Raw genomic sequence first — 17,774 nt, forward strand, 5'->3', positions numbered from 1 at the left:
GAAATCCGCCTACACTCGCGCTGAAATGGCAGACAACAGGAGATGACTTCACAGAACTGCCGCGAAGGAAAGACGGACGGTTTGAACGATGCGAAAGCTTATCACGCCCATCGCAAGCCTTGGCCTTGTAGCGGCCCTGGCAAGTTGTAACAGCACGGACGCGCTGATACCGCAGGTCGATGTCGGCGGCGGAACGTTCCGCTCGCCGCCGGTGACGCAGTCCGACCTCGAATCGATGTCGACGCAGACCGCCGTCGTTCCGGTGCAAAGCTCGCCGGTGCAGCGGACCCGGGCCTTCGCCTCCCAGCCGGCACCTGCCAGCATGCCGACGGAATATGCGACCGGCGACAGCACCTACACCGATCCCGCCGGCTCGCTTGAGGCGCAGGCAAGTCGCCTGGCTTCCGGTGTGGAACCGGTGCAGAACACGACGATGCTCGCCGAGCCGGCGCCTGTGGAAACATCCGAACCTGTTGCCGAAGAGGTTCAGCAGCAGCAGCCGGCCGTTGCCTCCGTGCCTTCCGCAAGCACGGCGACGAGCGGGACGATCCGCTTCCTGCCGATCATCGGCGCGCCTGTCGCCGCCGTCACGCCGCTGTCGAAACAGCTCGGCGCCGAGGCGCGCAGCCATGGCCTGACGATCAAGGGTTCGGCCGATGCCAGCAGCGAACATATCCTCAAGGGCTACTTCTCGGCCCTGAAGGACAATGGCAAGACCACGATCGTCTACGTCTGGGATGTGCTCGACGGCAGCGGCAATCGGCTGCACCGCATTCAGGGGCAGGACTCAGTTGCCACTGTCGGTGCCGATCTCTGGGAGGGCATTCCGGCCGAAACCATGCAGGCAATCGCCACCAAAACCATCAGCGCCTACCTCGAATGGCGGCAATCCAGACCCGGTTGATACAAAGTTTTTAGGATAATGCGCTTCGCGGCGCAGCATTCCCCTTGCATTCAAGTTCAGTGTCGCTAAAAAGCGGCCGATCAGCTCTGAACGGCGGCCATCCGCAATGAATGTCCGCGATTGGAATGGCTCTCGGAATCTGCGCGGAAAATGCCGCTCCCGGAAATGAACCCGGACGGTAGCCGCGCCAGCTCAAGGCGGTCCGTCAATGAAGGTTTTCGCAGGCAATTCGAACCGGCTGCTGGCCGAAGCGATCTGCAACTATCTCAACCTGCCTCTTGGAAAAGCGACCGTAAGGCGGTTTGCCGATCAGGAGATTTTCGTCGAGATCGGCGAAAACGTGCGCGGCGAGGATGTCTTCATCATCCAGTCGACCTCGTTCCCCACCAACGATCACCTGATGGAACTGCTCATCATGATCGACGCGGTGCGCCGCTCCTCGGCCCGCCGCATCACCGCGGTGCTGCCCTATTTCGGCTACGCCCGCCAGGACCGTAAGCCCGGTCCGCGCACGCCGATCTCGGCCAAGCTGGTTTCCAACCTGATCACCGAGGCCGGCGCCGATCGCGTGCTGACCCTCGATCTTCACGCCGGCCAGATCCAGGGCTTCTTCGACATTCCGACCGACAACCTCTATGCGATCCCGATCCTCGCCCGCGACGTCAAGGAAAACTACGACCTGAAGAACGTCATGGTCGTTTCGCCCGACGTCGGCGGCGTGGTACGCGCCCGTGCGCTCGCCAAGCGTCTCGACTGTCTGCTTGCCATCGTCGACAAGCGCCGCGACCGCCCGGGTGAATCCGAAGTGATGAACGTCATCGGTGACGTGAAGGGCAAGGACTGCCTGCTGATCGACGACATCGTCGATTCCGGCGGCACGCTCTGCAACGCGGCCGAAGCGCTGTTGAAGAACGGCGCAACGAGCGTTACCGCCTATATCACCCACGGCGTGCTTTCCGGCGGCGCGGTTGCCCGCGTCACCTCGTCGATGCTTAAGGAACTTGTCATCACCGACTCGATCCAGCCGACGACGGCGGTTCAGTCGGCGCACAACATCCGCGTCATCACCACGGCAACTCTGCTCGGCGAGGCGATCAACCGCACCAGCCAGGAAGAATCGGTTTCGAGCCTCTTCGACTGAGAGAGGCTCGGCCGCCCGCAAAAGCATCCGTCTTCGTCAAGCGGGATTTGGCGCCCATTTTCTGTCGTTCCTGAAAAGCGCGTTGCGTTTAGGCAGCCCTATGCAACGCGCTTCCAAGGCTCGATTTCACGCATGTCGTTGTCGCAAGACGGCTGTGCACTCTTGTGCGACATGCCTTAGCGCATAATTCTTTCGTTAAATCGAAAACGGTCTAGCGAAAGAATTATGCAGTAAATCAAAGCGCTACAGCAATCTTTGCGCGTCTAGTTGGAGGCGCGGCGCTGTAGCAACGGCCCCCGAGAGTTGTCATCTTCCATCCCAAGGGGTAACATCTGCCCGCTGTTGCTGACACCTTTCTCTGCAGACAGCATTGTTCATCAATGACGTGCTTCTGATCGAACAGAAGCCTTTTTGATTCTTAGAAGAACATAATCGGAACGTTACTTCCATGCAGCGCCACGCAAATGGCGGCTCCCCGATCTATCCCGATCACCCCGGATAATTTTGGAGGAAAAGATGAGTAACTGTACGCTAACCCTCATTCTTGCAGGCGGCCTCGCCTTGTCTGGTTGCCAATCTGCTACGTACTCTCGGACGAGCACCGGCGATTTCGGCTGCCTTGCCGGGACCGTCAGCGGCGCAATCCTTGGCGGGTTCGCCGGCTCGGCCATCGGCGCAGGCACCGGTCAGCTCTGGGCTGTCGGCGGCGGCGCCACCCTTGGCGGTGCGGTTGGTAATGCCTTGACTTGCCGCTGATTGCGAAAGGCTACGAGATGCGAAAAGTGACTCTCCTTATGGCATCCGTGCTTTGCCAGTTCGCTCCGGTCGCCGCACAGGATAAGCCTGCGGCGATGTATCAGGGGCAAATGGATCGGCTCGACCGCGACGGCGACGGCGTGATCAGCCGGTCCGAATATCAGGCCTTCATGACAACGGCTTTCGCAAATCTGGACAAGAACAAGGACGGCACTCTAAGCGCCGACGAGGTAGCGCCTGTCCTTAACGCCCAACAGTTTGCCGCCATCAACGTGAACCGCGACGGCAAGATCACCCAAAGCGAGTTCCTGAACAGCGTGATGGCCGATTTCAAGGCGGCCGACCGCGGCGGCGACGGCAGTCTGCAGTAGAACGCGCGCGGATCGGACGAAAAACGGTCGCGAAGGCAGCGCAACAGAGGACACGGCTGTCAGCTCACGCTGGCGGAAGTAGCGGTCATGCGCCGGCGCTTGTCGCCGTGGCTGTGGCCGCCAGCGGGCAGGCCTCGCCACCACCGAAGAGGCGCGAACGCGTCAGGAAGCGTCGCTCGCGACCATTGTCGAGCGAGAACATCCCGCCCCTGCCCGGCACCACGTCGATGATCAACTGCGTATGCTTCCAGACTTCGAACTGGCTGGCGCTGATATAGACGGGAACGCCGCCAATCTCGCCGAGCTTCACGTCATTGTCGCCGACGATGTAGTCGTCGGCGGGATAACACATCGGCGACGAGCCGTCGCAGCAGCCACCCGATTGATGGAACAGGATGTCGGGATGATCGCGCCTGATCTCGGCGATGAACTCGAGCGCCGCGTCGGTCGCCAGCACGCGCGGTTCGGTGGTGGTCATGTTGAGCCTCCTTGCGCATGTCGCGCAAAAGTGTGCAGCGGTTTTGCGATGACGATATGCGCGAATCAAGCGCCTTGAAACAAGCGCCGCGCCTTGCGTTTTCAAAGTCGGGGTGGACCGAGGGCGAGAGCTGGAGATGAGCCCTCGGCCACACCTGGGAGGCCCTCTCCCATAGGGGAGAGGGAACGATGGCGAAGCCTCAGAAGAAGCCGAGCGCCTTCGGGCTGTAGCTCACCAGCATGTTCTTGGTCTGCTGGTAATGGTCGAGCATCATCTTGTGGGTCTCGCGACCGATGCCCGATTGCTTGTAGCCGCCGAAGGCCGCATGGGCCGGATAGGCATGGTAGCAATTGGTCCACACCCGGCCCGCCTGGATCTCGCGGCCGAAGCGGTAGCAACGGTTGGCGTCACGGCTCCAGACCCCGGCGCCAAGGCCGTAGAGCGTATCGTTGGCGATCTCCAGCGCTTCGGCTTCGGTCTTGAAGGTGGTGACGGACACCACCGGCCCGAAGATCTCTTCCTGGAACACCCGCATCTTGTTGTGCCCGCGGAAGACGGTCGGCTTGACGTAGAAGCCTTCCGCCAGCTCGCCTTCGAGCACGTTGCGGCCGCCGCCGGTCAACACCTCAGCGCCCTCCTGCCTGCCGATGTCGATATAGGAGAGGATCTTTTCGAGCTGCTCGCTCGACGCCTGCGCGCCGATCATCGTGGCGCTGTCGAGCGGGTTGCCCTGTCGGATCGCCTCGACACGCTTCAACGCCCGCTCCATGAAGCGATCATAGATGCTTTCCTGGACCAGGGCGCGGCTCGGGCAGGTGCAGACTTCGCCCTGGTTGAGCGCGAACATCGCGAAACCTTCGAGCGCCTTGTCGAAATAGTCGTCGTCCTCGGCCAGCACGTCGGCGAAGAAGATGTTCGGCGACTTGCCGCCAAGCTCGAGCGTGACCGGAATGAGGTTCTGGCTGGCATATTGCATGATCAGCCGCCCGGTTGTCGTCTCGCCGGTAAAGGCGATCTTGGCGATGCGCGGGCTGGTGGCCAGCGGCTTGCCGGCTTCAAGACCGAAACCGTTAACGATGTTGAGCACGCCGGCCGGCAACAGGTCGCCGACGAGGTCTGCCCAGACCAGGATCGAGGCCGGCGTCTGCTCGGCCGGCTTCAGCACCACGCAATTGCCAGCGGCCAGCGCCGGCGCGAGTTTCCATGCGGCCATCAGGATCGGGAAGTTCCAGGGGATGATCTGGCCGACGACGCCGAGCGGCTCGTGAAAATGATAGGCAACCGTGTCGTGGTCGATCTCGCCGATAGAACCTTCCTGGGCGCGGATGCAGGCGGCGAAATAGCGGAAATGATCGATCGCCAGCGGAATGTCGGCGGCCATGGTTTCGCGGATCGGCTTGCCGTTGTCGAAGGTCTCGGCGCGCGCCAGAAGCTCCAGATTGTCTTCCATGCGGCTGGCGATCTTCATCAGGATGTTCGACCGCTCCGCAGCCGACGTGCGCGCCCACTTCTCGCGGACGGCATGGGCAGCGTCGAGCGCAAGCTCGATGTCGGCCGCATCCGAGCGCGCGACCTGGCACAGCACGCCGCCGGTCACCGGCGTCGTATTGTCGAAATAGCGCCCGGCCACCGGCTCGCGCCATTCACCGCCGATGAAGTTGCCGTATTTCTGCTTGAACGGGCTCTCGACGATCTTCTGATGCAACATGTTCATTCCTCCCTGTGAACAGCAACCAAAGCTGTGAGAGGAAGGTGAAGCCGAACGTGCGTGTTCGATAGTGAGGCACGATCGCCAGCGACGCGATCTGTTTCAGATGTGAGACACCTGGGCTGAGGTCAGCGTGCTGCAGCGCAATAAGCGGCGCGTTGATGAGTGATTCGAGCCGCTTCGGCCCCTCATCCCCCTGCCGGGACCCTCTCCCCGCCAGCGGGGAGAGGGTTAGGATGAGGGGGCAGCCTCATTTGAGGTAAAAGTTCAGTTAACCGAAAGCCGTTTCATCTTGCGATAAAGCGTGGCGCGGCTGATGCCGAGCAGTTCGGCTGCCATCGACACATTGCCATTGGCGCGCGACAGCACGCGCCGAAGCGCGGCCCGCTCGGCATCGGGAAGCTCGCTCCCGTCGCCGGACGGATCCTCCTTGAGAAGATCGGATGCCGGAATGCCCGAGGCGATGCGTTTGTCGTCGAGTCCGAGCCATTGCCGCGCCGCGCGTGTCGCGCCCTTGACGAGGTCGTCGCGATCGACAGCCAGAAGTGCCGGCCCTGCCCGGTCGATCGGCACGAGCACGATCCGCGATCCGGCAAAGGCTCGACGGAAGAGCCCCGCCTCGATACGCGCGGCCGCATCGCGCACGGCCTGTGACAAAAGCGAGACGGTGATCTCCGACGCATCATCGCGGCAGGTGGAGATGTCGATCGCCGCCGCCAGCCGGCCGAGGTGATCGCGGATCGGCGCGGTCGTGCAGCTAAGCCCGATATTGCTGCTGAGGAAATGCTGATCACGCTGGATAATGACGGCGCGCTCGTCGGCGATCGCCGTGCCGATGCCGTTGGTGCCGACGCTGGCCTCGCTCCAGATAGTTCCTGACCACAGTCCGACATCGCGGAAATCCGCATCGTCACCGACCGCACCACGCCGCTCCAGCGCCACGCCCTTGTCGTCGGTCAGAAGCAGGCAGCAGCCGGCCTTGCCGACCGTCGCAAACAGCCGGTCGAGTTCGCCGCCCGCCTCGGCGATCAGTTCGGCCGATCGCTGCCGCGCCAATCGGAACTCGCTATCGGAAAGTCGAACCGGTGTGCGCCGATCCTCAGGTGCCAGGCCATGGAGCGTCATGCAGCGGCGCCAGGATGCGGCCACCGGCGAGCTTGCAGCCGCCGAGGACCGGTGCGCAACCTGATAGACGTATTCCGTATGATCCCTGACGGCAGGCATCGGTTTCCTCCCTGCAAGCCACGTCCGGCAACGCAAGTCCCACCCGATCTCCCAAACGGCTGAGCCTGCTTTGGCCATACTATAGGCATCGATTGGATGAGAGGTCCAGCAAGACGAAGGTCCACCTTCATGCCCGCATCAGCGCGTTTGATGCGTTCATCACGCCGGCGGTATCGACACGCCGGCGGAATATGATACGCGAGTTCGAGCATCATCCGACACTCATTCACAACAACCGGTTGCCAGCCATGCTTCGTGACTTCTCGCTCCAGAGCCTCTTCATGGGTCTCTTGATCGCCTTTGTCGGCTTCGCCAGCTCCTTCGCCGTCGTCCTTCACGGCCTTGGCGGCGTCGGTGCGACAGAAGCACAGGCCGCATCCGGGCTGATGGCGCTGTCGATCTCGATGGGCGTATGCGCCGTCATCCTCAGTGCCGTGACCCGGCTGCCGGTCAGCGTCGCCTGGTCGACGCCTGGTGCCGCGCTGCTCGCCAGTTCCGGCATGGTCGAGGGCGGCTTCAACGCCGCGGTCGGTGCCTTCCTCGTCTGCGGCCTGCTCATCGTTATTGCCGGCCTCTGGAAGCCGCTCGGCCGCATGGTCTCGTCCATTCCGGCGACACTGGCAAATGCCATGCTGGCCGGCGTCCTGCTCAGCCTTTGCTTTGCCCCGGTCAAGGCGATCGGCTTCAATCCGCTGTTCGGCCTGCCGATCCTCTTGGCCTGGGCGATCGTCGGCAGCGTCAACAAGCTCTATGCGGTGCCGGCCGCCCTGCTCGCCTTCGTGCTGGTGATCGCCTTTGGCGTCGAAATGCCTGCTGATGCCCTGGCCGAGCTGTCTTCGGCTCTGGTGCCGCGGCCGGAATTCGTGATGCCCGCCTTCACGACGCCTGCGATGATCAGCATCGCGCTGCCGCTGTTCATCGTTACAATGGCGTCGCAGAACATTCCCGGCATCGCCGTCATGAAGGTCAATGACTATAACCCCACCCCCGGCCCGCTGTTCGCGACGACCGGCCTGTTTTCGATGCTGAGCGCGCCCTTCGGCGGCCATGCGGTCAACCTTGCGGCGATCACGGCGGCCATGGGTGCCGGCGCCGACAGCCATCCGGATCCGGCGCGACGCTACTGGTCGACGATCAATGCCGGCATCTTCTATGTCATCTTCGGCCTGCTCGCCGGCGCGGTCACCACCTTCGTCAGCCTCGCACCATCGGTGCTGATCGAGGCAGTCGCCGGTCTTGCGCTTGTCGGCGCCTTTGCCGGCTCCGCCATGGCGGCCTTCACCGACGCCAGGACACGCGAGGCGGCCGCAATCACCTTCCTGGTCACCGCCTCCGGCGTCAGCTTCGGCGGCGTTTCGGGCGCCTTCTGGGGGCTGATCGCCGGTGGCCTGATGCTGGCGCTGGCGCGCTTCACGCGCAAAAAGGCCTGAGCGCGACGCGCCTTCGCACTTTGATTTCACGCAAGTCAATCGCAAAACCGCTGTGCACTCTGCGCCACATGCTTTAAAACCGCGGCAAAGCTTGCATTTGCGGGTGATCTCGTCTATGCACCGCCCGTCCGCGTAGACACCCTTGGAGGCAACGCGGATGAAGCCCATGCGGCTTCGGTTTTTCCGCATTGCGGATGAACTCTCCAGAATTAGACATAGAAAGGTCTACCTATGAGCCACGCAACTTATGAGCTCAAGGCCGAGACGCGCGAACGGGTTGGTAAGGGGTCCTCCCGTGAACTCCGTCGCAACGGTCTTATCCCAGCTGTCATCTACGGTGACAAGCAGGCCCCCATTTCGATCGCGCTGTCCACCAAGGACGTGACGATGAAGATCCACGCCGGCGGTTTCATGACCACCGTTGCGGTCATCGACGTCAACGGCGAAAAGATCCGCGTCCTGCCGAAGGACTACCAGCTGGATCCGGTCCGCGACTTCACCATGCACGTTGACTTCCTGCGCGTCTCCAAGGACAGCAAGGTCACCGTTCAGGTTCCGGTTCACTTCGTCAACGAAGAGAAGTCCCCGGGCCTCAAGGCCGGCGGCGTTCTCAACATCGTTCGCCACGAAGTCGAACTGGCCGTTGCTGCCGACGACATTCCGGAATTCCTGACCGTTGACCTGTCGGGTCACAAGGTCGGCGACGCGATCCACATCTCCAACATCAAGCTGCCGAAGGGCGCGACCCCGGTTATCACCGACCGCGACTTCACGGTTGCCACGATCGCTGCTCCGGCTGGCGGTCTGAAGGAAGAAGAAGAAGGCGAAGCAGAAGCCTGATTCACCTTGAGGTGAAGCGGCGATCCGGCATCGGCCGGATACCCTGCGGTACCCATTGAAAGGCCCGCCCCGTCAAACGAGGCGGGCCTTTTGCGTTGAACGCACCGGTTGCCGCCGTGCTGTCCCTGTCCTGCAATCGAGCAGGCTTCCTCACGAATTGTCACGTAGCAATTTCAGCAACATTTAAGGTTTTGATGATGTTCTTGCGCCGGGGAAATTTGTAAGCAAGCGTCTAAAGAGAATCCGAAATGACACGAGTGGCAACGCCTGGGGGATGCGTCCAGTGATGCATTCCGTCGAGAACCGATTTATTGCGATTGTCTGCGGTGCAATGCTAGTTTTCGTTGCCCCACTCTTCGTGCTCTTCCTCAGCATCTCCAGCGAACGCGCCGCCCGTGAGCGCCTGCACAACATCGAGCTTCTGATGGGCGCAAGCGCCGAAGCGTTGGGCAAGCCGATCTGGGATTTCGACAGCGACGGCATCAAGCGCATCGCCCGCTCGCTGATGAACGACACCGATATCGTCGCTGTCACCATCCGCGACACCTCCGGCTCGATCCTCGCGCAGATGCCCTCCGGCGGCCTCGGCATCGACAGCGACAGCCGCAGCCTGAAAACACCCATTTCCTACGACTCGATCGACGGCATCAAGGAAATCGGCAGCATCGAAGTGCGCGCGCCGACACCCGGCCTGCTATCGCAGTTCAGCAAGGACGAGCTGGCTATCCTCGCCATCCTGCTGATTGCCGTAGCCACCGTCTTTGCCGCCGCGCTCATCGGCAACCGCTTCACCGTCATTCGCCCACTGATGCGCTTGACGTCCGCCATAGAGGCGACCCGGCGCCTGGGCTCGCGCCACCGGGTCGATTGGACCTCGGACGACGAAATGGGCGCGCTGGCTGCCAATTTCAACGAGATGCAGGACCGGCTCGAGCGTGAGTCGATGGAGCTGAAGAGCGCGCATGAGCGCGCCACCGACATCTACAACCTGACCCCGGCGATGCTGTTCTCGCTCGACACCGACAACCGCCTCTGCGCCGTCAGCGATTACTGGCTGCTGGCAACCGGCTATCACCGCGAACAGGTGATCGGCGAGGATTTCACCGATTTCATCGACCCGCACTGGCACGAGACCTACCGCAGCCACGCCAAGGCGATTGCCGTCGGCGACCACGACATCTGCGAGGTCACAGTCCCCTTCCGCAAAGCAGACGGCGCGTTCATGACCGTGCTGATCCTGGAGACGGAAACGGCCGGCGATGGCGACCTGTCGCTATCCGTCATGACCGACGTCACCGCGTTGAAGCAGGCCGAAAGCCGCAACCATGCCCAGGCGATCACAGATCACCTCACCGGCCTTCTCAACCGCCAGGGCTTCGAGGCGGCACTCGACGAGGCGATCGTCACCGCCGATGCCTGCGGCATCCAGGTCGGCTGCCTGTTCATCGACCTCGACCGCTTCAAGTGGATCAACGACAATTTCGGCCATGCCGCCGGCGACGAGGTTCTGCGCCACACGGTCGAGCTGATCCGCGCAACCCTGCGCCCTGACGATGTCATGTCACGCCTCGGCGGTGACGAGTTCGCGATCCTGGTATCGGATAAGGACGTCGCCACTCTTGCGTCTGAAATCGGCGAGCGCATCGTCAGTGCCCTGCGCGAGCCGATGCCGATTGCCGGCAACGAACTTTTCGTCAGCGCCAGCGTCGGCATCTCCGTTTATCCCGAGCACGCCGAGAATGCTTCGGACCTGCTGCTCAACGCCGACATGGCGATGTATGCGCGCAAACGCGACGGCAAGAACGGTCTGCAGGTCTTCGACGCCAGCATGCTCGATGCCGCGCGCGAGCGCCACGAGATCGAACAGTGCATCGAAGCGGCCCTCAAGGACGATCACTTCGAGGCGTGGCTGCAGCCGATCGTCAGCCTCAGCGACGGCCAGATCGCCGGCTTCGAGGCCTTGATGCGCCTCAACCACCCGGAAAAGGGCGTGATGCCGCCGGGCAAGATCATCGGCATTGCCGAGGAAACGGGAACGATCGCCCGCATCGGCGATTGCATTCTCGAAAAGGCTATCCGGCATCTGGCTGATATCTCCGCCCTCGACGGCACGCAGAACACCTATCTCGCGGTAAACTTCTCGCCGCTGCAGTTCGAGCTTACGCTGCCGCACAAGCTCGCGGCCCTGCTCCTCAAGCACCATATTTCGCCGAACCGGATCGTCATCGAAATCACCGAGGCGGTGCTGATGCTCGACAATCCGGAAGTGCACGCGGTGCTGAAGCAGCTCAACGAGTTCGGCTGCCGGATCGCGCTCGACGATTTCGGAACGGGCTACTCGTCGCTGAGCTACCTCAACCGCTTCCCGGTCGACATCGTCAAGGTCGACCAGTCCTTCACCCGTTCGCTCAGCTCCGGCACCGCCGATATCCGCCGCAAGAGCCGGATGCTGATCAAGGGCATCCGCACGATCTCGCACCAGATGGGCTGCACCGTGGTCGCGGAAGGCATCGAGACCAAGGAGCAGTGGCAACTCCTGCGCAAGCTTGGTGTGGATTGTGGGCAGGGTTATCTTTTCAGCCGCCCCATGCCGATCGGCAAGATGCTGGCCATGCTGGAGAGCGATTCCGAAGTCAAGGCCAACATCCAGGCATAACGGCCAGACACTGGCGCGAAGGAGCAAGGCGTGAAAGAGCTGATCCTGGCATTGTTCCTCGGCCTTTCCACCGCCGCCGAAGCACAGACGATCAAATTCGTCACCGAGGACTACCCGCCCTACAACTTCTCGACTTCGAGCGGCGCAAGCGGCGCCTCGGTCGAGCAGGTAACCGCGATCATGGAGGGGCTGAAGCTTCCCTATACGATCGAAGTCCTGCCCTGGGCGCGGGCCTACATGCTGGCAGAAACCGATGCGTCCTATTGCGTCTTCACCACCGGCCGCAACACCGAGCGCGAAAAGCTGTTCCAGTGGGTGCAGCCGCTGCTCGTCGACCACATGATCATGGTCCGGCGCAAGGGATCTGACACCGCCCCCGGTTCGATCGATGCGGCAAAGCGGTTCACCATCGGCACCCAGCGGGAAGATTTTTCCGCCACCTACCTCACGGAACACGGCTTCGAGAAGATCGACTATGCGACCAATCTCGATTCGACGCTGAAGAAACTGATCGGCGGCCGCATCGACCTGATGATGACATCGGAGAAGACCTTCGAAAGCATGCGTGCCGAGGGCAAGCCCGTCGAGGCGGCATTGATGCTGGAAGGAGAATATTACGGCATCGCCTGCCATCGCGACATGGACAAGGAAACGGTCGAGAAGATGCAGCGCGAACTCGACCGCCTGATCGGCAACGGCACCCAGGATGCGATCTTCGATCGTTACGGCGTTCGGCCGAGCGGAAGCGAACAGGCAACGAAATAAGGATTGACTCTGATGGCGTTTCGCGCTCGTGAAGCGGGGAAAGCCCGACGGAGCGTAACGACATGCTGATCATTGCAGGACTTGGCAATCCAGGTTCGAAATATGCCTCAAACCGCCACAATATCGGTTTCATGGCTGTCGACGTCATCCATCGCCGCCATAACTTTTCCTCCTGGTCGAAGAAATTCAAGTCCGAGATCGCCGAGGGTGAAATCGGCGGCGAACGGGTTCTGCTGATGAAGCCGCAGACCTTCATGAACCTCTCCGGCGAGGCGGTCGGCGAAGCCATGCGCTTCCACAAGCTGCATCCGAAGGATATCACCGTCATCTATGACGAGCTGGATCTGCCGGCGGCAAAAGCCCGCATCAAGGTCGGCGGCGGCCACGGCGGCCACAACGGCATCAAATCGATCGACGCCCATTGCGGCAAGGAGTATCGCCGTCTGCGGCTCGGCATCGGCCATCCTGGCGTCAAGGACCTCGTCCACGCCCATGTGCTCGGCGATTTCGCCAAGGTCGACCAGACCTGGCTGGTGCCGCTGCTCGACGCCATCGCCGACAATGCCGACATGCTGGTGCGCGGTGAGGACTCGCAGCTTCTGAACAAGATCGCGCTTGCGACCGGCGGCAAGCCGGACGAGGACAAGCCGCAGGCGCAAAAGAAGCAGGGCGCGCAATCCCATATTCATCAGGCGCGCAATTCGGCTCAGCCGAAGAAGCTGCCTACGAGCGGTCCGATGGCCGACATGCTGAAGAAGCTGTTCGGCCCCAAGGGCGACTGACAGGTGTCGCCCCTGCCCTTCGCGATCCGTGCGGCATCGGCAGACGATCTGCCGGGACTTCTTGCGCTTTATGGCGAACTGAACCCGGACGACCCTTCGCTCGACACAACCCTCGCCACCGATCGCTTTCAGGCAATCCTTGCACAACCCGGCATGACGGTCTTCATCGGGTTTGCCGGCGATGTCGCCGCCGCATCGGTCACGTCGGTCGTCGTGCCGAACCTGACGCGGGGCGGCGCACCCTACGCTCTCATCGAAAACGTCGTCACTTCGGCCGCCTTTCGCAAGCGCGGCTTTGCCCGCGCTTTGATCCTGCATGCCATCGGCGATGCGTGGGCCGCCGGCTGCTACAAAGTCATGCTGCTGACGGGGTCGAAGGATCCCGCGACGCTGCGTTTCTACGAAAATTGTGGCTTCCGGCAGGACAAGACCGGCTATCAGATCCGCCGCCCCTGACCGTCACTCCTCCGGCTCGGTCATGAACATCAGCGGGAAGCCGGCATCCTTGGCGAGGTCGGTCGCCTCCTTTGCCTTGGTCTCGGCGATATCGCGCACGCAGACGACAACGACGGAAACCCCCATTTTGTGCGCCGTCATCATCACCCGGTAGCCCGCCTCCTCGCTCATATGGAACACGGCCTTCAGTACCATGACGACGAAGTCGCGCGGCGTGTAGTCGTCATTGACGAGAATGACCTTGTAGAGCTTCGGCCGCTCCAGCTTCGGTTTCGGCTTCAGCTTCGGTTTTGCGGCAAGATCGTCGTCACTCATCGGAAATCCACCCGTTGATGACAGGAAGGCGGTCGCGGTTGGCCATCCGGCCCCAGGACGCTGCCACTCAATATCGTACGCCAGACACCGCCAATCAAGCAAAAGCCCGCTCCTTCACCGCGCCGAAACGCGCGAAGGCTTGACCGTTCGGCTCCTTTATCCCATAGCCACGCCCAACGAATTCGAGAACGACAGGTTTTAGCCATGGGCTTTAAATGCGGTATTGTCGGGCTGCCGAACGTCGGCAAGTCCACCCTCTTCAACGCACTCACCAAGACGGCGGCGGCTCAGGCTGCCAACTATCCGTTCTGCACGATCGAGCCGAACACCGGCGAAGTCGCGGTTCCCGATCCGCGCATGCGCAAGCTGGCCGACATTGCCAAGTCGAAGGAAATCATCCCGACGCGCATCTCCTTCGTCGACATCGCCGGCCTGGTGCGCGGCGCGTCGAAGGGTGAAGGCCTCGGCAACCAGTTCCTCGCCAACATCCGCGAAGTGGATGCGGTGGTGCACGTGCTGCGCTGCTTCGAAGATGACGACATCACCCACGTCGAAGGCCGCATCAACCCGGTCGCCGATGCCGAGACGATCGAGACCGAGCTGATGCTCGCCGACCTCGACAGCCTGGAGCGCCGCACCGAGCAGACCCGCAAGCGCGCCGGCGGCAAGGACAAGGATTCGGTGGCACAGCTGCCGATCATGGACGCGTCGCTGAAGCTGCTGCAGGACGGCAAGCCGGTGCGCACGCTGCTTGCCAAGCTTGATGCCGAAGAACTGCGCATTCTGCAGGGCCTCAATCTCCTGACCGCCCATCCCGTGCTTTACGTCTGCAACGTCGCGGAAAGCGATGCCGTCGACGGCAACGAGCACACCCGCGCGGTTGCCGAAATGGCAAAGACCCAAGGCGCTGAAAGCGTCGTGATTTCGGCGGCGATCGAATCCGAAGTGGCGCAGCTGCCGGAAGAGGAAGCCAAGGAGTTCCTGAGCGCGCTCGGTCTCGAGGAGGCTGGTCTCGACCGCCTGATCCGCGCCGGCTACAAGCTGCTCGATCTCATCACCTATTTCACGGTCGGTCCGAAGGAAACGCGCGCCTGGACGATCCCGCGCGGCACCAAGGCACCGCAGGCCGCCGGCGTCATCCACACCGACTTCGAGCGCGGCTTCATCCGTGCCAACACCATCGCCTTCGACGATTACATTGCGCTCGGCGGCGAAGTCGGCGCCAAGGAAGCCGGCAAGGCCCGCGACGAAGGCAAGGAATATGTCGTCCAGGACGGCGACGTCATCCACTTCCGCTTCAACACGTAAGACAATGAGATGAGGCGCGCTTCACGCGCGCAGCCATTGAAGCATGTCGCGCAAAAGTGTGCTGCGGTTTTGCGATAACGACATGCGCAAAGAACAAGAGCTTAAAGCGCAGAAAGCGATCTGAAAGATCGCAACGCGCGTTACCCGATATTACGGCGCGGCATGCAACCGCGCCGTAATCATTTCCGGCAACAGGTTCATGACAATGCGCCGCAGCTTCTGCCAGAAAATGCCGATGAAAAGCACGGTGACGCCGACCGCCGCGAAGGCAACGAAGACGTAGTTGTCAAGCGACGCGCCGGTCTGGTTGAGCATCGTCCAGATCGCGCCTCCGAGCGACAACAGCCCTGAAGTGACGAAGGCGCGGCGGTCGATGACCAATCCGACCAGCATGAACAGGGCAACGATCAGAATGGCGGCAATCGCCTGGCCAAGCCCGGCCTGCCCGTCCCACCACGTGCCGCGGCCGTTCGACACGAAGACCAGACCGATCAGCGAGTAGAGCAATGCGGGCGCGGCGGCCAGATGCAGCCAGAACGCCGTATCGGAGCGCGCCGTCACACGCTGTGGATCGGAAACGTCGTAGCGCATGGCGGTCGCAAAGAGACCCAGGGCTCCGACAAGAACGGTGAGCGCGAGAAGCATGAAATGGTCGTCGTTGGCGAGGTCGATCCCCAAGCTCCTCTCGAAGGCAAGAAGGATCGCGACCACGCAGATGAGTGCGACCGACACCATCAGACCGGCCAGCGCCAGCGGAACGCGATAGCGCCAGTAGAACAGACCAAGCGGGATCGGGAACGCTGATAGATAGGCGAGTGCAAAGACCATCGGCTTCCAGGCATCATCATGCTCGCTCACGAACAACAGTGACGTCGTCCCGACCCAATGCACGAGAGCAACCGTCAGCGCCACCGACGGCAGCGCCAGCCGCTGGCGCCGCACCAGGATTTCCGCGAGCCCAAGAATGACCGGCAGCGTTACGAATGGGCCGCCCAAGCCCCAGAGGCCGATCAGCACGACAACGACGCCGATCGTGATCAGGATATCGTGAAATCCCCTGACGAACCGCGGCTGTTCGCTGTCTTCGGCGGCGCGGGCATCGAACGCCGCATCGTCCCGGTCGGCGGCAGCATCCGGTGCCACCGGCCCGAAGCTGATGCCACGGTCAGCGAGATAGGCTTCGAGATCGCTCACCTGACGGGCAGAGATGATCCCTTTTTCGGCAGCGCCTGCGAGCGCCCTGTTCAGTTCGGTCACGAGCATTCCTCAATCAAAAGCCGGTCGATACACCCATAAATCAGGTGGTTGCATGAACAATCGGCATGCGCAACCTGGAAATTCCACGATACGGTGGCATCAACCGACACGAGAGCGCCACAGGTCAGAGATGACGAATGAGGCACGCTCTAACGTTTGAAAGCCACTGCTTAATTTCCCGCTTAAATCGATTCCGGTTTGAGAAATTATGCAGTACGTAAAGCGTCAGCAAATCAGACGGGACAACTCAGCATGCTGTATTTCGAGGATTTTTCCGAAGGGCGACGCTTCGACTACAAGCCGGTCGAAATGAAGCCTGCGGACATGATCGCCTTTGCCCGTGAATTCGACCCGCAGCCGATGCATCTCGACGAGGAAGCTGGCAAACTCAGCATCCTTGGCGGCCTCTCTGCCTCCGGCTGGCACACCAGCGCCGTCGGCATGCGCATGATGCTCGACGCCTTCATGGGCCATTCTTCGTCTCAAGGCTCTCCCGGCATCGATTTCATGGACTGGAAGAAGCCGGTGATAGCAGGCGACGTGCTCACCGGTTTCAGCCAGGTGCTCGAAGCGCGCCGGTCGAAGTCCAAGCCGAGCCTCGGCATCGTCAAGTTCCGCAACGAAATCGTCAACCAGACCGGCGAACCGGTGGCGGTTTCGGAATGTACCGTGCTCTTCCGCTGCCGCGACAAAGGTCAGAATTAATGATGACGATGGAGGAGTTTTACGCCACCGGTCGCAGGACCGTCATCGGCACCCTGGCCTTTACCGCCGAGGATATCGTCCGCTTCGCCCGTGACTTCGATCCGCAGCCGTTCCACCTCGACGCGGAAGAGGCTCGGCATTCGCTGTTTGGCGGTCTATGCGCCTCCGGCTGGCACACCGCGGCCGGATGGATGCAGTGTTTCGTCCGGTTCTGGAAGGACGAACAGCGGCGGCTTGCGGCCGAAGGCCTGCACGCGCCACGGCTCGGCCCCTCGCCCGGCTTCCGGGATCTGAAATGGCTGAAGCCGGTCTATGCCGGCGATACCGTGACCTATGCCGTCACGTTCCTCGAAAGCCGCACGCTCGCTTCGCGGCCGGGCTGGCGGATCAACACGATCCTCTGCGAAGGCGAAAACCAGCACGGCGAGGCGGTCATCCGTTTCGAAAGCAAGGTCATCGAGTTCGTTTAGCCAGGGCATCTCCAGGAAAAACGCCAAGAGGCTTTCAGTCAAGAAATGCTTGGAAATAAAGAGATAGAGCGTTTCCGTAACTCCGGTTAACCCGGAAACGCTCTGTTGAGCGACCGTCGCCCGTCCAAACGACGCGCGTCCCCGTTATTCCTTAAATCAGGAACGATTTGGGCGTAAAATCCGTTCGGACCTTCAGAGTTCCGCGCCA

At 61.8% G+C, this 17,774-nt stretch carries 18 protein-coding genes; 13 read left to right on the top strand and 5 right to left on the bottom strand.

Translation table 11 applies throughout. The features are described 5' to 3' along the window. Positions 1–88 precede the first annotated feature (88 nt). The 4 genes from C6558_RS25570 (at position 89) to C6558_RS25585 (ending at position 3,172) form a co-directional block, all read left to right on the top strand. Positions 89–904 (top strand): hypothetical protein, encoded by an 816-nt coding sequence (locus C6558_RS25570; RefSeq protein WP_025427924.1) that lies wholly within the window; start codon positions 89–91, stop codon positions 902–904. Between the two features lie 208 nt (positions 905–1,112). Continuing rightward, positions 1,113–2,045, top strand: coding sequence for a ribose-phosphate pyrophosphokinase (locus tag C6558_RS25575; RefSeq protein ID WP_025427925.1), 933 nt, complete (start codon positions 1,113–1,115; stop codon positions 2,043–2,045). A gap of 516 nt (positions 2,046–2,561) precedes the next feature. Continuing rightward, on the top strand, positions 2,562–2,801 hold the full coding sequence (locus C6558_RS25580; protein WP_025427926.1) for a membrane protein: 240 nt from the start codon (positions 2,562–2,564) through the stop codon (positions 2,799–2,801). A gap of 17 nt (positions 2,802–2,818) precedes the next feature. Further along, the gene (locus C6558_RS25585; RefSeq protein ID WP_025427927.1) at positions 2,819–3,172 is read left to right on the top strand and encodes an EF-hand domain-containing protein; all 354 of its coding nucleotides are present in this window, start codon (positions 2,819–2,821) and stop codon (positions 3,170–3,172) included. Positions 3,173–3,257: 85 nt separating this feature from the next. On the opposite strand, the gene C6558_RS25590 is transcribed toward C6558_RS25585, so the two are convergent. From C6558_RS25590 to C6558_RS25600, 3 genes are all read right to left on the bottom strand, one after another. Next, positions 3,258–3,650, bottom strand: coding sequence for a DUF779 domain-containing protein (locus C6558_RS25590; RefSeq protein ID WP_025427928.1), 393 nt, complete (start codon positions 3,648–3,650; stop codon positions 3,258–3,260). A 199-nt stretch (positions 3,651–3,849) separates the two neighbouring features. Further along, entirely contained in the window at positions 3,850–5,358 is a 1,509-nt protein-coding gene (adh, locus tag C6558_RS25595; RefSeq protein ID WP_025427929.1) for an aldehyde dehydrogenase, read from the bottom strand. Between the two features lie 267 nt (positions 5,359–5,625). Further along, positions 5,626–6,582, bottom strand: coding sequence for a helix-turn-helix domain-containing protein (locus C6558_RS25600; RefSeq protein ID WP_025427930.1), 957 nt, complete (start codon positions 6,580–6,582; stop codon positions 5,626–5,628). A 248-nt stretch (positions 6,583–6,830) separates the two neighbouring features. Here C6558_RS25600 and C6558_RS25605 point away from each other — a divergent pair, with 248 nt between their 5' ends. The 6 genes from C6558_RS25605 (at position 6,831) to C6558_RS25630 (ending at position 13,511) form a co-directional block, all read left to right on the top strand. Further along, a complete protein-coding gene (locus tag C6558_RS25605) occupies positions 6,831–8,012 on the top strand; it encodes a benzoate/H(+) symporter BenE family transporter (protein WP_025427931.1) in 1,182 nt (393 codons plus the stop codon). Between the two features lie 231 nt (positions 8,013–8,243). Continuing rightward, positions 8,244–8,852 carry a 50S ribosomal protein L25/general stress protein Ctc gene (locus C6558_RS25610; protein ID WP_025427932.1) on the top strand — a complete coding sequence of 203 codons (609 nt, stop codon included), beginning with the start codon at positions 8,244–8,246 and terminating at the stop codon, positions 8,850–8,852. Between the two features lie 283 nt (positions 8,853–9,135). Further along, positions 9,136–11,508, top strand: coding sequence for a bifunctional diguanylate cyclase/phosphodiesterase (locus C6558_RS25615; RefSeq protein ID WP_025427933.1), 2,373 nt, complete (start codon positions 9,136–9,138; stop codon positions 11,506–11,508). Positions 11,509–11,538: 30 nt separating this feature from the next. Further along, complete coding sequence (locus tag C6558_RS25620; protein ID WP_025427934.1) at positions 11,539–12,273, top strand: ABC transporter substrate-binding protein; 735 nt, start codon at positions 11,539–11,541, stop codon at positions 12,271–12,273. A 62-nt stretch (positions 12,274–12,335) separates the two neighbouring features. Beyond that, positions 12,336–13,055, top strand: coding sequence for an aminoacyl-tRNA hydrolase (gene pth / locus C6558_RS25625; protein WP_025427935.1), 720 nt, complete (start codon positions 12,336–12,338; stop codon positions 13,053–13,055). 3 nt (positions 13,056–13,058) lie between these two features. Further along, a complete protein-coding gene (locus C6558_RS25630; RefSeq protein WP_057208773.1) occupies positions 13,059–13,511 on the top strand; it encodes a GNAT family N-acetyltransferase in 453 nt (150 codons plus the stop codon). Positions 13,512–13,514: 3 nt separating this feature from the next. Here C6558_RS25630 and clpS read toward each other — a convergent pair whose 3' ends face one another. Then, positions 13,515–13,826 (bottom strand): ATP-dependent Clp protease adapter ClpS, encoded by a 312-nt coding sequence (gene clpS, locus C6558_RS25635; protein ID WP_025427937.1) that lies wholly within the window; start codon positions 13,824–13,826, stop codon positions 13,515–13,517. 204 nt (positions 13,827–14,030) lie between these two features. Here clpS and ychF point away from each other — a divergent pair, with 204 nt between their 5' ends. Then, positions 14,031–15,134: a redox-regulated ATPase YchF gene (ychF, locus tag C6558_RS25640; RefSeq protein WP_057208775.1), complete on the top strand. Its 1,104-nt coding sequence runs from the start codon at positions 14,031–14,033 to the stop codon at positions 15,132–15,134. A 150-nt stretch (positions 15,135–15,284) separates the two neighbouring features. On the opposite strand, the gene C6558_RS25645 is transcribed toward ychF, so the two are convergent. Continuing rightward, positions 15,285–16,391 carry a hypothetical protein gene (locus C6558_RS25645; RefSeq protein WP_025427939.1) on the bottom strand — a complete coding sequence of 369 codons (1,107 nt, stop codon included), beginning with the start codon at positions 16,389–16,391 and terminating at the stop codon, positions 15,285–15,287. Positions 16,392–16,643: 252 nt separating this feature from the next. Between C6558_RS25645 and C6558_RS25650 the strand changes: the two genes are divergently transcribed. Together C6558_RS25650 and C6558_RS25655 are read left to right on the top strand one after the other, a co-directional pair. After that, positions 16,644–17,096: a MaoC family dehydratase gene (locus C6558_RS25650; RefSeq protein WP_025427940.1), complete on the top strand. Its 453-nt coding sequence runs from the start codon at positions 16,644–16,646 to the stop codon at positions 17,094–17,096. Beyond that, positions 17,096–17,566, top strand: a complete 471-nt coding sequence (locus tag C6558_RS25655) for a MaoC family dehydratase (protein WP_025427941.1) — start codon at positions 17,096–17,098, stop codon at positions 17,564–17,566. The genes C6558_RS25650 and C6558_RS25655 overlap by 1 nt, the downstream gene beginning before the upstream one ends. Positions 17,567–17,774 lie beyond the last annotated feature (208 nt).

This window comes from Ensifer sp. NM-2 (assembly GCF_003024455.1).
GTDB classification, from domain to species: Bacteria; Pseudomonadota; Alphaproteobacteria; order Rhizobiales; family Rhizobiaceae; genus Ensifer; species Ensifer canadensis.